Genomic DNA, 14,816 nt, shown 5'->3' on the forward strand with positions numbered 1-14,816 from the left:
TCCAAAGCGAATGGAGTGAACACAGACAGTAATCCCCTTCACCTAGAAGGCAATGTGCGTAGCTTCGGTAACAGCACCGCTAACGAGTACCAGTTATACTCAACCTCCTTTGACATAGATGCCCGAAACACAGTTATCATTATGAATTTAAATAATTTTACACTTCAAAACTCAAGCGTATTAAAGTTCGCTAGGTATGAATATCGTAATTGCTTTAAATTCCCCAGAATAATAAAGCCTATTATTTAGAAAAATTAAACTAAATAGTAGCCAGTCCGCTTAAAACTGTTCTAGGCTGTATCCCTTAACTGTACGCGAGAGCCGCTGGCGATCATTTACGCGCAGAGCAAGGCGTGAGCCGTGAGGTTGGGTGGGCCAAATAAGCGGCGAACAACGCAGCAATGCGCGCAAATGGCCCCAGCCCGTAGGGTCGCACCCCAAAAGCCCATTCTCCGTGTTGTCGGGCTTGAACAGAGGACCGCACTCTGCCCTTCACCTTCCGCCTTGATAATGGGCTTTTGGGTCTGCGACGACACCACGGACAGTTAAGGGATACAGCCTAGCACTACAAAGCGGCTGCACGAAGGTACGGGGCAAAGCAACAGAGCCACAGACACTTAAGCTCATTTAAATTGTCGATAGTCAGCAGGCAAGGGGGGTAGCGAGAAGAGTGGCCCTTTGTATACCCGGTACACTCATAAAACTGTCTGGAGCCAGTTCGAAAGCTGCTAACAGCTGCACTCCAAACCGTGAGACGTCGGCATGAACCAATACCTAAGAATTGAATGGCGGCGGGTATATCATCATAAAAGCACATCACCGTTGGTCAGGCTTTATATGTAAGCAAGTTACATCGACAAATACTTTGTAACGTAAAATGAGGTAGAGCAAAAAGCATGAACGCCAGAGGAAACAGATTATTGAGACAGAATTGGGTGGGGGCTCTACCAGCTACATCCCGGCACACACGTCATCTGCTACGGCTGCTTCCTTCCGGACCTGACCGAGTTCACAAATTAGTGTTGCGGGAGAACCAACAGAGCCCCCATTGACGGCTTCACTCACTGTAAAGCGCTGGGCATTATCGGTGATGGCTATACAAATAGCAAGCCAACCACGATCAAACGCTGTTTTCTTGCCCACTCTAGCTGTGGCACACTTCACTATCGCTTCTATCACAGGAAAAGAAGTATGGCATCAGAAAACGCCACCTTTCGCCAACGAGTATTTCACGTGATTGCCGCCATCCCTTATGGCAAGGTAACAACCTACGGTGAAGTAGCGAGATTGGCGGGTTCATCACGAGCAGCAAGACAGGTCGGAGGGATACTAAAAAAACTGCCATCGGACACTTCTCTGCCTTGGCATCGGGTTATTAACCGTTATGGAGAAATTTCGCTGCGTGACGATGATCATACCCGGCAAAAACAGGCATTACTGGCCGAAGGAATTGAGTTCTCTGCACAAGGAAACATCAATATGGCGGTTTATGGTTGGTGTTGGAAATAAACCAACAGGTTTGCAATATCCGTCATTCATCAAGAGTTACCAACGGAACAATGCAATATATTGACGTATTACCCTCATATTCAGCACACTGCACAACATTATGACCAAGGGGAAAGCTACTTTATGAGCCAAGCACTAAAAAACCTCCTCAACCTCCTGGATTTGGAAAAAATTGAAGAGGGTTTATTTCGCGGTCAGAGCGAAGATTTGGGTTTGCGCCAGGTATTTGGTGGCCAGGTCGTTGGCCAGGCACTGTACGCAGCTAAACAAACCGTTCCCGCGGAACGCAGTGTACATTCATTCCATAGCTATTTTCTGCGCCCTGGGGATAGTAGCAAACCCATCATTTATGACGTGGAAACCCTTCGTGATGGCAACAGTTTCAGTGCTCGTCGCGTCAGCGCCATTCAAAACGGTAAACCGATTTTTTTCATGACAGCCTCTTACCAGAGCCCTGAGCAAGGTTTTGAACACCAGAACACTATGCCTGATGTTGCCCCCCCGGAAGGTTTGATGTCAGAGTCAGAAATCGCACAAAAACTTTCATACATGTTGCCAGAAAAAGTACGCGACAAGTTTATTGGTGAAAAACCAATCGAGATGCGCCCGATAAAATTCCACAATCCACTTAAAGGAAGTGTAGAAGAACCCCATCGCTACGTTTGGTTCCGTGCAAATGGCACTATGCCAGATGACCTACGTATCCATCAATATCTGCTCGGCTATGCCTCTGATTTCAATTTTTTACCTACAGCACTACAGCCACATGGCGTTGGGTTCCTTGAACCAGGCATGCAAGTCGCAACTATCGACCACTCCATGTGGTTCCATCGCCCATTCCGCATGGATGATTGGTTACTGTATGCGGTGGAAAGTACCTCAGCTTCTGGGGCTCGCGGTTTTGTTCGCGGGCAGTTCTATACCCGTGATGGAGTGTTGATAGCCACTACCGCACAAGAAGGCGTTATCCGCCAAAGAGATGCATAAATAAAAAGGGGATGATGTCTCCATCGCCCCCATTTTACTTATCGATAGTTCAGCCCATCGTCTTATCGGTGTTACTGATTGTAGGCATTTTCACCATGGCTATTCACATCAAGTCCTTCGCGTTCATGTTCTTCGGGTACTCTCAGCCCCACAATAGCCCCAGCCACTTTAAAAGCGATAAATGCCGCCACACTTGACCACACCAGAGTCACTACCACACTCAGTAGCTGGACCCACATTTGATGCCCCATAGTCACCCCTGCTGCATAACCCGTCCCGCCCAGTGATGAGGCAGTGAACACTCCGGTCAGTAGGCAACCAACGATACCACATACGCCATGTACGCCAAATACGTCGCAGGTATCATCCACTTTCAGCCATTTTTTCAGCGTGACCACCCCCCACAAACCAGCCACACCAGCCAACAAACCAATGATCAATGCGCCACCAACGCCTACCGTACCCGCCGCCGGAGTAACAGCAACCAGACCGGCAATACACCCCGAACACGCCCCTAACAGAGAAGGTTTCCCCCGTATTATCCACTCGGCAAAGGTCCAAGAAAGAATTGCCCCCGCAGTGGCGATGACCGTGTTGAGGAATGCCAGAGCGGCAATTCCGTTGGCTGCACCGGCTGAACCGGCGTTGAACCCAAACCAACCGATATACAAGATAGAGGCCCCGGTAAACACCATTGGCAGGTTATGAGGCTTAAACGCTTCCTTGCCAAATCCTGCACGTTTTCCGAGCAGATAAGCCCCCACAAGACCGGCACTTGCCGCGTTAATGTGCACAACGGTTCCACCCGCAAAATCTAAAGCACCGTCTTTTGCCAGCAATCCGCCCCCCCACACCATATGTGCAATCGGCAAATAGGAAATGGTGAACCAAATAGCGGCAAAGATGATCACAGCAGAGAAACGAATACGCTCAGCAAAACCGCCTACGACCAACGCTACGGTGATACAAGCAAAGGAAGCTTGGAATGCAACATGGACCATCTGACTCATAGTACCGGTCACACTGTCTATACCAATCCCTTTAAGCATTACCGTTTGAAAGCCGCCAAAGAAAGCATTGCCCGCGCTAAAAGCCAGCGTGTAACCATAGATCACCCATAGTACGCACACCAAAGCGAAGGTAACGGTAACCTGAGTCAACATCGAAAGTACGTTTTTGCCACGTAGCAGACCACCATAAAACAGCGCAACACCGGGTAGCGTCATAAAAAGCACCAGCGCTGTGCAAATCATCATAAACGCATTATCAGCCTTATCTGCCACCGCAGGTGCGGCCAGAGCCAAAGAAGGAAACAAAGTTACCAAACTCAGGCACAACATGGATAAAAGTCTTCTCATCATTGTTCCATCCCCATTCACTTGACTGAGCCTGTATTTACAGTGCAGCTTCGTCCGTTTCGCCGGTGCGAATACGAATGACGCGTTGCAATTCGGCAACGAAAATCTTGCCGTCACCAATTTTTCCGGTATAGGCTGCTTTGCTAATTACATCAATTACTTCATCTAACTGGTCATCAGCAATAGCAATGTCAATTTTGACTTTTGGCAAGAAGTTGACGTTGTATTCTGCCCCGCGATAGAGCTCAGCATGCCCCTTCTGGCGACCAAAACCTTTAACTTCAGTTATGGTCATCCCCTGAATACCTACTGAGGATAAAGCTTCACGCACGTCCTCTAACTTGAATGGTTTGATCACCACGGTAACCAGTTTCATATTGCCTCTCCGCGAATTAGCCAAAAAAGCTTGCTCTTGGTACATTCTAAATAAGCAAAGGCTATGCCATAAATTATTATTCAGTGTATTAAGGACGGCGAAGGGGATTTCTAGTATTAGCTGCACGTTGCGGTATACATGGCGGATCTTTTTACGCACCATTTCGGTGCACTGCGCCATGAAAAAGTGCAGAGGAGTTAACTGTAAAGCCTTGGATGTCTGTTTATGATGCAAAAATCAAGGACTCATTCACTGAGGAGCCCTTGATGTAAGGACTAAACCGGTTGGTAGTTTTCGCCAGTACCTGCGGCAAGTTCCTCCCCAGCCAATTGCAACTGATACATCTGATAATAACGCCCTTGCTGAGCCAAGAGCTGCCGATGGTTACCCTGCTCAACAGCGTGACCTCGATGCAGTACCAAGATAGAATCAGCATCAACAATAGTAGAGAGACGGTGAGCAATAACGATCAGCGTCGTATGTTTACGGATCAAGCGAAGTGCTCGCTGGATCGCCTGTTCAGTGCCCGAATCAATATTAGCTGTGGCTTCATCAAGGATCAGAATTTTGGGGGCCTGTACCAATACGCGTGCCATGGCCAGTAATTGTTTCTGGCCTACTGATAGGTTATTTCCTTGCTCACCAAGGCGCGTCTGGATCCCCTCAGGAAACGCTCTCACCAACTCCGCCAGTTGCACCGTTTCCAGCGCCTTCCAGACCACTTCCTCGCTGATATTACGGCCCAGCGTCACGTTGGCCAATACTGAGTCGGCCATCACCACCGGATCTTGCTGCACCATGGCAATACCTTGCCGCAAGGTTCGGTGCGAAAGACTGGATAACAGGCGCCCGTCCACGCGAATTTCACCTTCACTTAGCGGGTAATACCCCATTAGAAGGTTCGCCAGCGTACTTTTACCACTGCCGGTATGCCCCACCAATGCAACAAAACCACGTGGCGGGACCGCCAGCGAAATGTGCTGTAGCACCTTTTTGTCGCTACGATAGCTGAAGCTCAGATCGTGGATATCGATATGCCCACTTTTTAACAGATGTTCATCGCACCCATAACTTTGTTGGTCGCGATCCATCAGTTCAAAAATACGCTCTCCCGCCACTATAGCCTGCTGCAAAATCGACTGCTGGGAAGTCAATTCAATCAATGGCTCATTCAGACGACCAAGATAGTTAATAAAGGCATATAACACGCCTACGCCGATAGCCCCTTCACCACTGAAGCCAAACAACATCAACAAACCGCACAATACCAGCGCTGAAAACAAACTGAGCAATGGCCGCAACAAAAAGCCATCCAACCGCAATGTCTGCATCCGCGCAACATAGTGCTGTCGACTAGCCGCACTCATTCGTTCACCAAAACGTCTCTGCTGGCGGAACTGTTGGATCACGCCCATCCCACCAATCACTTCATTAAAACCGTCATTGATATCTGCCAGATAACTGCGCACTCGGCGAACAATCGGCGTGCTGTAATATTGGTAGATCCCCATGACCAAAAATACGGCAGGAAATATGCAAACTGCAACTAACGCCATCCGCCAATCAAGGCTGAACATAGCCACCAGCATTGCACCGATCAGTGCTGCGCTTTTCAGTACCGTGGAGACCACCATGACATAGAGATCCTTGATAACCTCAGTATCATTGGTCACTCGTGAGATCAATTGCCCGACGGGCTGGGTGTCGAATGCACTTAATGGCTGACGCAGTGCCGCATCCATCACATCAGTACGTAACCTCTGCACGACACTGACTGCAGCCTGATTAAACAAAATAGACTGGAAATACTGTAACACCGCGGCGAGTAGTTCCAATAAGATATAGGCCACTGCCAGACCGCAGACAATTATCAACGGTAATTGGCCCTTAGCGACATAGTTATCAATAAAATAGCCGATCAGGATCGGCCCGGCGACTTCTGCCGCTGCCGCAATCCAAAGCATCATAACCGCGAGTCCCAGCGATTTACGATAAGGAGAGCCATAAGCTAATAGCCGTTTCAACGTTGGCCATAACTTTTTCATTTTATTCATCGGCCAAGGCCTCCTCTGCATTTTCAGGAGACTCATCTAACGCAGCTTCCAACTGCTGATAGCGATACATATCACGATACCAACCGTTTTCTGCTGCTAATAGCGCGTGTTGCCCGCGTTGTACAACCGTTCCATGTTGCATCACCAAAATCTCACTGGCCTCGGTCAAGGCAGAAAGACGGTGTGCACTGATAATCACAGTGCGGTTTTTGCCCCAACTGCGCAGATTGTGAAGGATCTCATACTCAGTCCGTCCATCTACCGCGGAAAGTGCGTCATCTAGGATCAGGATTTCTGCATCCAGTAACAGTGCTCGCGCAATGGATATACGCTGTTTCTGACCACCGGAAAGCATCACCCCACGTTCCCCTACTTCAGTCTCATAGCCCTGAGGCAAACGCAGAATATCCTCATGGACACTAGCCAGACGTGCTACCTGCTCAATCTGCTCTTGGGTTGCCGCAGGGTTACCCAGTGCAATGTTATTGGCTACGCTATCTGAGAATAAAAAAGGAGTCTGGCTTACTACAGATAGCCGTGAACGCCATTCGTCGAGTTTTATCTGGGTGAGAGGCAAACCGTGATAACTGATTTGACCACGATCAATTTCAAACTGACGCTGGATCAGAGATAACAACGTCGATTTCCCAGCCCCGGTTGGCCCACATAATCCCAACATTTGCCCCGGTTGTAGCTGTAATGCAACATCATGCAGTGCTGATGTGTTTGTTTCCGGGTAATGGAAGAGCTTGATATCCACCACCAGATTACCGCGCCCGATGGGTAATTGGCGTTCGCCATCCCGTACTGCAGGTGCCTCTTCCAACAAGCTGCGAATACGGCTATAGGCAGCACTACCGCGCTCGACAATATTGAACATCCAGGCGAGAGCAAGCATCGGCCAGATCATCAGACCAAGGTACATGACAAAACTGGTCAGTTGCCCCAGAGAAAGAGAGCCATTCACCACCATCCAGCCACCACCACCGATGGCAAGCAAGTTAGAGGCGCCGATAGCGATATAGATCGTCGGGTTAAAACGCGCGTCTACTCGGGCTACATACATGTTCTTCACGCCAGTTTGTGCTGCAACCTCAGCAAACTGGCTGGACTGGCGATCTTCAAGCCCAAACGCCTTGATCATACGAATACTGCTCATGCTTTCCTGCGCCTGATCGTTGAGGCTGGAAAAAGCCGCCTGTGCCGATTTAAAGCGTTGATGCAACTGATCGCCGTAGTGCTTGATAGCAATTGCCATAATTGGCATAGGGATCAGTGAAATTAGGGTCAACTGCAAGCTGATTTGCGTACTCATCACAATCAGTACTGCCAGCCCCATTACCAATGAGTCAACCAGCGTCAAAACGCCCTCTCCGGCAGCAAACACCACGCGGTCGACATCATTGGTTGCCCGAGCCATCAGATCGCCAGTACGGTGACGCAAATAAAAAGACGGGTTTTGACGACTGAGCTGACGATAGAAATTTTCACGCAATTCCACAGCAAGTTGGTAAGATGCACCAAACAGCAGTACCCTCCACACATAGCGCAGCAAATAAACAACGATCGCCGTGCAGACCATGAGGCCCAACCATGCCATCAGCACATGATTAGACATCTGTTTCTCAGTGATGCCGTCAACAATAATACCAACCAACTTCGGTGGTAACAGTTGCAGCATGGCAATAATGATCAATAGCACCACGGCACCCAAGTAGCGGCGCCATTCGCGGCGAAAGTACCAACCTATTTGAGCAAATAATCTCACGCGGTTTTATTCCAGATACGTTTACAACAGGTCACTGTCCAGCTTACTCAAGATAAAGGTAGTAAGAACCGTTCACTCAGGAACAGGCAAAACCGTCGTATTTTTGATGATCTCCATTGCAAAGCTGGAGGTGACATCAATCAAACCAGGCACACCATTCACCAAGCGTTTATAGAAGTTGTCATAGCTTTTCATATCTGCCACTACCACCTGCATCAGGTAATCGTATTCTCCCGCCATACGATAGAATGCAAGAACTTCCGGCATCTGTGCAGTAAGTTCGACAAACGTATGATACCACTCACTGCTGTGTTGCTGGGTTTTTATCAAAACAAAAGCCGTTAGCCCAAGACCGAGTTTTTCATTATCCAGCAATGCGACCCGCCCGCGAATGTAGCCTTCATCTTCCAGCCTTTTAAGCCGTTTCCAGCACGGCGTAGAAGTCAGGTTCACCGACTCGGCCAGTACCTGAAGTGATTGAGTGCAGTCCTGCTGCAACATGCGTAACAATTTTCGGTCTATTTTATCCAACATATCGTCATTTTTTGGAAAAATTTTCTCTATTTAAGCAATTAAACAGTGAAAATAGCAATCTTTTTTCCCTAAAAATTCAGTAGTCTTACTGTTGTTTAATCCATCTCTAAATAGCTGAACGTAATCGTGCTTACAGGTGGGGGGAGCCGTTGAGCTCAGGGATACGCAACGCAAGTCCCTAAGGAGGGGGACTTTGCGTGCCGACACGCATGATCACTCTTACCCAACAGAAGCGTGATGTGTAGCGGTATTAAGAACCTATTTAGGACAAAGAAGAGCCAATGATGACAGAAAATGCTAAAAGAATCGGTATTGTGATACTTCTCTTCATACTGGTCACGTTAACTTGGGGAACAACTTGGATGGCGATGAAAATTGCCGTCGCCACAATCCCCCCTATTTTTGCCACTGGTTTGCGCTTTTTAGCAGCCTCACCTCTGCTACTGCTATTTAGCTGGTTAACCAAAACCCCGCTACTCTTTCCTAAAGGAAGCCGGCTTTTTCAATTGCTCATTTGCCTAGCTTATTTCGCCGGGCCGTTCACATTGATGATCTATGGCGAGAGTTACGTCAGTTCAGGCTTAGCCTCCATTATCTTTGCCAACATGCCTGTTGCCGTATTAATCGTGTCTATACTTTTGCTAAAAGAACGCATCAGCCCGACCCAGTTGCTAGGGTTAGTTTTAGGTGTGGTCAGTTTGTCTACCATTTTATATTTAGAGTCCAGTCAAACTAGCGGCACAAGCTGGCAAGGCATTGCGGCTTTACTGGCAGCTGTAATTATTCATGCCATCATGTATGTACAATGCAAGAAACGCAGCCAAAAAATTTCAGTACTCACCTTCAATACACTTCCTTGCCTCGGTGCTGGTTTCTTATTGTTACTACTGGGCTCCTGGGTGGAAAAAATTGACAGTGCAATGTTCTCAACATCATCATTGATATCTGTAGGGTATCTTGGCATTGTAGCGGGTGTTTTTGGAATTTTATGCTACTTTGCTTTACAACAGCGTGCTAGTGCTTTTCAAGCTTCCCTGGTTTTCCTAGTATTTCCCATCATTGCCTTAGGCGTTGAGCGAATGGTAAGCGGTACAACAATCAGCCAAGCCTCGTTATGGCTTATACTGCCGTTATTGCTCGGTATATTACTGACTTTGACGCCCATCAGTACGATTAGAACAGTGCTTAGATTAGAACCTGTTCGCACCTAGAAATTTAAAAAAGCCGAGTGATAATTCTCGGCTATCTCAATACTTTCTAAAATACAAGGAGTTGACTGTAGAATTGCCCCTTCATAGCCACCAGCAGCATTCATATCGATTGCTGGCTGATTTGTAACTTTGTGGCCACATTATTTACTTACGAATCATATTTCCACTTATATAAGTGGTTCGCTTCCCTTATCATGTTTTTACGAATCAAAAGATTATTAAATTTAATCAACATGATACCTATAAAACCGTTTTACGCATGATGCGTATGGCTCTCAAAACAACTATTTGGGCTGGACACTGGTTCAGAAACATAGAACAGCCGCTCGAATGTACATCGGGAATGGCTTCAACACAGAAGGTAGATTCTATGAAACGCGCGGTCGTCGTTTTTAGCGGTGGGCAAGACTCAACGACATGCTTAATTCAGGCATTGCAACAGTATGATGAAGTTCACTGCATCACGTTTGATTATGGTCAGCGTCATCGTGCTGAAATTGAGATTGCAAAAGTGCTATCTCAAACCCTAGGTGCCAAAGCACACAAGATTTTAGATGTTGGTTTACTTAATGAGTTAGCAATCAGCAGCCTGACCCGTAGCAACATACCCATTCCGGATCATGAAAGCTCATCGCAAGAAGCCTTGCCGAACACCTTTGTACCCGGCCGCAATATCCTTTTCCTAACGCTAGCGTCTATTTACGCTTATCAGGTGCAAGCGGAAGCTGTGATAACAGGTGTCTGTGAAACAGACTTCTCTGGCTATCCAGACTGTCGTGACGAATTCGTTAAGGCCCTTAATCACGCGATGATATTAGGTATTGGACGAAATATCCGCTTTGAAACTCCACTGATGTGGCTAAATAAGGCAGAAACTTGGGCCCTGGCAGATTATTATCGACAAATGGAATGCATTCGCCACGACACGCTCACCTGCTACAACGGTATTCAAGGCGACGGTTGTGGTAAATGTGCAGCCTGCCATTTGCGTGCTAAAGGACTACATCAATACCAACATAACAAAGCTGTTGTTATAGCTAGTATGAAACAGAAAGTCGGGATGGTTTAAGGCAGATAAAATGAAAGCTGCGTGTAACTCATGGCTGAAACATGGCCTTCCACTCGACATCATTCAAACAGCGAGTTTTGCTTAAAAAAGGTTGGGTACATTACTCCAAAAAATTCGAGTTATTCGAGTTGCGTGAGAAAAACGCACCGCGTTTTTGAGCAGCACTAGTGCCACTCTGGAAGAGCGAGTCCCACTTTTGGCCGAATAACGGAGTGCCATCAAAGCACATGCAACCTGAGTAGACGAGTAGCGCTACGCCAAAGAGTCAGGCCTGTGTATCCTTATGCTGTAGCGCAACCAGATGTTCACGCAACGCTCCTTCAATGGGTAATGCACGCTTGGTTTTCAGATCGATACAGACAAAAGTCAGTGTTGCATCAGCTACCAGCGTACCCTCAGGTTCTAACGTCAGTTTCTGACTTAAAACTGCACTCTTGCCATTTAACTGCAACAGTTTACTATCAATACACAGTTTGTCGCCTAGCACTGCTGGCTTACGGTAATTGATATTGATGTTAACTACGATAAAGGCGATGTTATTTTGCGTCATCCAATGGAACGCCTCCAGATTTTCTAGCCATTCCCAACGAGCTTCTTCCAAGAACTCTAAATAACGCGCATTATTAACATGTTGATAAACATCAAGATGATAACCACGAACCTTAATATAAGTCTGCATAATAAACTAACCACTCCTGCCTCTAATAATAGTGAGCTAAACTTGGCTCCCTCTGAACCTTATGACTATTCTGTTGTGCGAGCATATCTTGCAATGGTTACATGCCAGTAAGATAAAGTGTTTCTATGATGAAAAACTGGTATGACCTGAGAAATGTAGCAGAGGAAAGCGGCAGCAATGGCACTTTGCCATGCAGCCGCGAGTGAGATCACATTTTTAGCCGCTCACGGTTCCTCTCCATTATCGATGGCCCAATCCCTGGTACCTCCTGCAGTTGATCAATCTCGGTAAATGGCCCGTTTTGTTCCCGATAGCGGACGATCGCCTCCGCTTTTTTCAATCCAACACCTTTCATTACGCTAGCAAGCTTTTCAGCATCTGCCTGATTTATGCTCACTTTATCTTCATCTTTTGTCTGCAGCTTGTTACTCGTAGTAACTTCTTCTGTTTTAGGCGATACAGAAAGAATCTGTTTCTGCACTTGCGAGGGCGCCTCTGCAGCAAAAACCGAGCTCCCAGATAGACTAAACAATGCTGCGACTAGAAACAGTTTCACTATAAGATAGAAACGATTAATAGCTTTATTTTTAGTTAATTGCATGCTGGATCCTCCTTGTGTTTATCAGCAAGACTACCTTGCAACAAGCTCAGATAATCAGCAATTAACAAAGAGAAAATATGGAAAAGGCCGCGAAAGCGGCCTTAGTGTATTACATTTTGTTGCAGAGAAATGCGGTACTTATTGAGGTTGTTGCTCTGTAGCACCCATTTTGATTGAAGCGTCTTTACGTAAGGTTGCCAACAAGGCATCAAAAGTAACGCCAGCAGCACTTTGTTCCATTTGACCAACAAAAGCCTTCATTTCGCTTTCCGGCAGTGTACCCGGTCTTACCGCATCTAGAGCGACCAGAACTACGTTATCATGACGGTCCTGCGACATGCCGTAAACCGCTTTACCCTCCTGCGGATGTGGCAACGAGAATACGGTTTCTACCAGTTGGGTGTCCTCAGCAGAACGTGTCATTTTCTGTATGCTGCCAAAGCTAAGACCCGCGGCTTTCATCGCCTCATCGCCTTTACCTTGCTTCAGCGCAGCCAGCAGTTTTTCACCTTGGAGTTTTGCTTCTTGCACTGCCTGATTACGTTTTACCATATCGATAATGCGCTCTTTCACCTTATCGAAAGACTCAATACCTTCTGGTTGGTGGTCAACCACACGAATAACAAATGCACGATCACCGTCTACTGTGATCACATCAGAGTTACTGCCTGGCGCACCGTTCTCACCAATCAGGGAACCATCAAAGATAGATTGCACAACCGGTTTGAAATTCAACGTTGCAGGAACGTTATCACGAGTGAACCAGTCGGTTTGTACAGCTTTGCTACCCACAACTTCTTCTGCTGAAACAAGGGATTCGTTGTCGCTGGTTGCTGCTTCACTCACTTTCTGCTGCAACGCATAATAAGCATCAATGGCTTTTTCCCGCTTCACCTGCTTGGCGATTGCATCATGCACTTCGCTCAATGGTTTCACCAAAGCTGGCTTAATATCATCTAAACGGACGATAAGGTAGCCAACCGAAGATTTCACCACGCCAGACAACTGGCCTTTTTCTGTCAGAGCAGCCTGTTTTATTTCGTCTGGCATGGTATCCGGCTCCATCCAATCCATCGCACCGCCGTTACGGCTAGAGATGATATCGGTAGATTTTTCCTTTGCTAGCACAGCAAAATCAGCCCCGTTCTTCAATTGCTCTAGAACGACCTTAGCTTCTGCTTCAGTTTTCAGCTGGATAATGCTGTATTTTTTACGCTCTGGTTGGCCATAGCTGCTTTGGTGTTGTTCATAATATGCGGTGATATCTGCCTCAGTGGCTGTCTCTTTATCTTGCAGTGCCGCTGCATCGAGCAGAATATAGCTCACCTTTACACGTTCTGGCTCGATGAAACTATTTTTGTTCTGCTCGTAGTAGGCCTTCAACGCATCATCGCTGACCGTTTGTTTTGCCTGCAGGGCTTTAATGTCGATCGTCGCCAGTCGAACATCTCGTTCTTGCATCATCAGTGCCACCATCGCCTGTGTTTCACTGGGTGGGATAATGTCAGAACTGCCGAACCCCTGGATCACCTGCTGATTAATTAGCTGCTGACGCATAGACTGTGCGTAATCTTCAGCGCTAAAGCCCGAACGGTTAATAAGATCGAGATACTTGGCATTATCGAATTGACCGTCGGTCTGGAAGTAAGGCTCCTTGCGAATGGCATCTTTCACCTGCTCATCGCTGACTGCCAACCCCAATTTCTTAGCGTACTGATCAAGCAGTATCTTGTCGATCATCTGAGACAATACTTGATGGCGTAGTTGCTGCATGTAGCCTTCGTTGCCAGCCAACACCGAAAACTGGTCTCCCAACTGTTGCTGCATACGACTGCGTTCGCTCTGAAAAGCCTGTTCCAGTTGGGCGCGTTCAATCACCTGGCCATTTACTTTCGCTGCATAACCGCCGGAACCACCGATTAGGTAGTTACCCACCCCAGTCAAAACAAATGACAAGATAATCAGGGCCAGGATGATTTTTAGCACGACGTGGTTAGCAGCCGCGCGTAAATTGTCCATCATAGTGTGACAACACTCCGCTGTGATATGGATTAAAAACCCTTGTGCAGGCGCGTTCCCTGCTACAAAAATAAAAAAGCGCATCAATACGATGCGCCTTATATATTACCTTACCAATACCGCTGAGTCAGGTGATTGTTTACACCAAAACCTTTAGCGCTAACTCATTATACCCTTCCCTTCGAGTTGCCGTGGTATTGACTACGTTCAGTTGTGCAACTTGAAGAAAAAATCAGGGCATCAATGCGGGAATCAGTTTACTGCGTCTTTCAGCGCTTTACCTGCACGAAATGCGGGTACTTTGGCTGCTGCGATTTTGATCTCTTTACCCGTTTGCGGGTTGCGACCAGTACGAGCTGAGCGCTCACGTACGGTGAAAGAACCAAAACCAACCAAAGCTACATCATCACCTTCTTTCAAGGACTCGGTAACGGATGCAATGATTGCATCTAAAGCACGCCCTGCCGCCGCTTTGGAAATATCAGCACCTGCGGCAATTTTGTCGATCAGTTGTGACTTATTCACTCTATCATCCCCTCTAGAATTCAAACGTCGCACCGAAAAAACCTCGACGGTTGCGACAGCGCAGCTGTTATATCAATCCCATCGCGCCTTGGCAAGCTACCAAACAGAGGCAAAATGTGGCCCGAC

The 14,816-nt window shown here is 47.2% G+C and carries 13 protein-coding genes and 1 other RNA gene; 4 read left to right on the plus strand and 10 right to left on the minus strand.

The window, feature by feature from the left end; genetic code table 11:
- Positions 1 to 942: 942 nt before the first annotated feature.
- Positions 943 to 1,039: signal recognition particle sRNA small type (gene ffs / locus OK023_RS13140), an RNA gene on the minus strand.
- Positions 1,040 to 1,191: 152 nt separating this feature from the next.
- Between ffs and OK023_RS13145 the strand changes: the two genes are divergently transcribed.
- Both OK023_RS13145 and tesB read left to right on the plus strand, forming a co-directional pair.
- A complete protein-coding gene (locus OK023_RS13145) occupies positions 1,192 to 1,509 on the plus strand; it encodes an MGMT family protein (protein ID WP_317693164.1) in 318 nt (105 codons plus the stop codon).
- A gap of 123 nt (positions 1,510 to 1,632) precedes the next feature.
- Complete coding sequence (gene tesB, locus OK023_RS13150; protein ID WP_317693165.1) at positions 1,633 to 2,496, plus strand: acyl-CoA thioesterase II; 864 nt, start codon at positions 1,633 to 1,635, stop codon at positions 2,494 to 2,496.
- Positions 2,497 to 2,567: 71 nt separating this feature from the next.
- Here the strand turns inward: tesB and amtB are convergent, their stop codons facing one another.
- The 5 genes from amtB to OK023_RS13175 form a co-directional block, all read right to left on the minus strand.
- Entirely contained in the window at positions 2,568 to 3,854 is a 1,287-nt protein-coding gene (gene amtB, locus OK023_RS13155) for an ammonium transporter AmtB (RefSeq protein ID WP_317697699.1), read from the minus strand.
- Positions 3,855 to 3,891: 37 nt separating this feature from the next.
- Positions 3,892 to 4,230 (minus strand): P-II family nitrogen regulator, encoded by a 339-nt coding sequence (gene glnK, locus OK023_RS13160; RefSeq protein ID WP_317693166.1) that lies wholly within the window; start codon positions 4,228 to 4,230, stop codon positions 3,892 to 3,894.
- A 275-nt stretch (positions 4,231 to 4,505) separates the two neighbouring features.
- Complete coding sequence (locus OK023_RS13165; RefSeq protein ID WP_317693167.1) at positions 4,506 to 6,284, minus strand: SmdB family multidrug efflux ABC transporter permease/ATP-binding protein; 1,779 nt, start codon at positions 6,282 to 6,284, stop codon at positions 4,506 to 4,508.
- Complete coding sequence (locus OK023_RS13170) at positions 6,277 to 8,052, minus strand: SmdA family multidrug ABC transporter permease/ATP-binding protein (protein ID WP_317693168.1); 1,776 nt, start codon at positions 8,050 to 8,052, stop codon at positions 6,277 to 6,279. The genes OK023_RS13165 and OK023_RS13170 overlap by 8 nt, the downstream gene beginning before the upstream one ends.
- Positions 8,053 to 8,124: 72 nt before the next feature.
- Positions 8,125 to 8,586, minus strand: coding sequence for an Lrp/AsnC family transcriptional regulator (locus OK023_RS13175; RefSeq protein ID WP_317693169.1), 462 nt, complete (start codon positions 8,584 to 8,586; stop codon positions 8,125 to 8,127).
- A 284-nt stretch (positions 8,587 to 8,870) separates the two neighbouring features.
- Between OK023_RS13175 and OK023_RS13180 the strand changes: the two genes are divergently transcribed.
- Both OK023_RS13180 and queC read left to right on the plus strand, forming a co-directional pair.
- Positions 8,871 to 9,797: a DMT family transporter gene (locus OK023_RS13180; RefSeq protein WP_317697702.1), complete on the plus strand. Its 927-nt coding sequence runs from the start codon at positions 8,871 to 8,873 to the stop codon at positions 9,795 to 9,797.
- 370 nt (positions 9,798 to 10,167) lie between these two features.
- Positions 10,168 to 10,866, plus strand: a complete 699-nt coding sequence (gene queC, locus OK023_RS13185) for a 7-cyano-7-deazaguanine synthase QueC (protein ID WP_317693170.1) — start codon at positions 10,168 to 10,170, stop codon at positions 10,864 to 10,866.
- 265 nt (positions 10,867 to 11,131) lie between these two features.
- On the opposite strand, the gene OK023_RS13190 is transcribed toward queC, so the two are convergent.
- The 4 genes from OK023_RS13190 to hupB all read right to left on the minus strand — a co-directional run bounded on the left by OK023_RS13190 (position 11,132) and on the right by hupB (position 14,690).
- Positions 11,132 to 11,545, minus strand: a complete 414-nt coding sequence (locus tag OK023_RS13190; RefSeq protein WP_317693171.1) for a YbgC/FadM family acyl-CoA thioesterase — start codon at positions 11,543 to 11,545, stop codon at positions 11,132 to 11,134.
- Positions 11,546 to 11,753: 208 nt separating this feature from the next.
- On the minus strand, positions 11,754 to 12,146 hold the full coding sequence (locus OK023_RS13195; RefSeq protein ID WP_317693172.1) for a ComEA family DNA-binding protein: 393 nt from the start codon (positions 12,144 to 12,146) through the stop codon (positions 11,754 to 11,756).
- A 138-nt stretch (positions 12,147 to 12,284) separates the two neighbouring features.
- Positions 12,285 to 14,168 carry a peptidylprolyl isomerase gene (gene ppiD / locus OK023_RS13200; protein WP_317693173.1) on the minus strand — a complete coding sequence of 628 codons (1,884 nt, stop codon included), beginning with the start codon at positions 14,166 to 14,168 and terminating at the stop codon, positions 12,285 to 12,287.
- Between the two features lie 249 nt (positions 14,169 to 14,417).
- Positions 14,418 to 14,690 (minus strand): nucleoid-associated protein HU-beta, encoded by a 273-nt coding sequence (hupB, locus tag OK023_RS13205; protein ID WP_024913884.1) that lies wholly within the window; start codon positions 14,688 to 14,690, stop codon positions 14,418 to 14,420.
- Positions 14,691 to 14,816: the final 126 nt, after the last annotated feature.

It is taken from the genome of Serratia sp. UGAL515B_01 (assembly GCF_033095805.1).
Classification (GTDB): Bacteria; Pseudomonadota; Gammaproteobacteria; order Enterobacterales; family Enterobacteriaceae; genus Chania.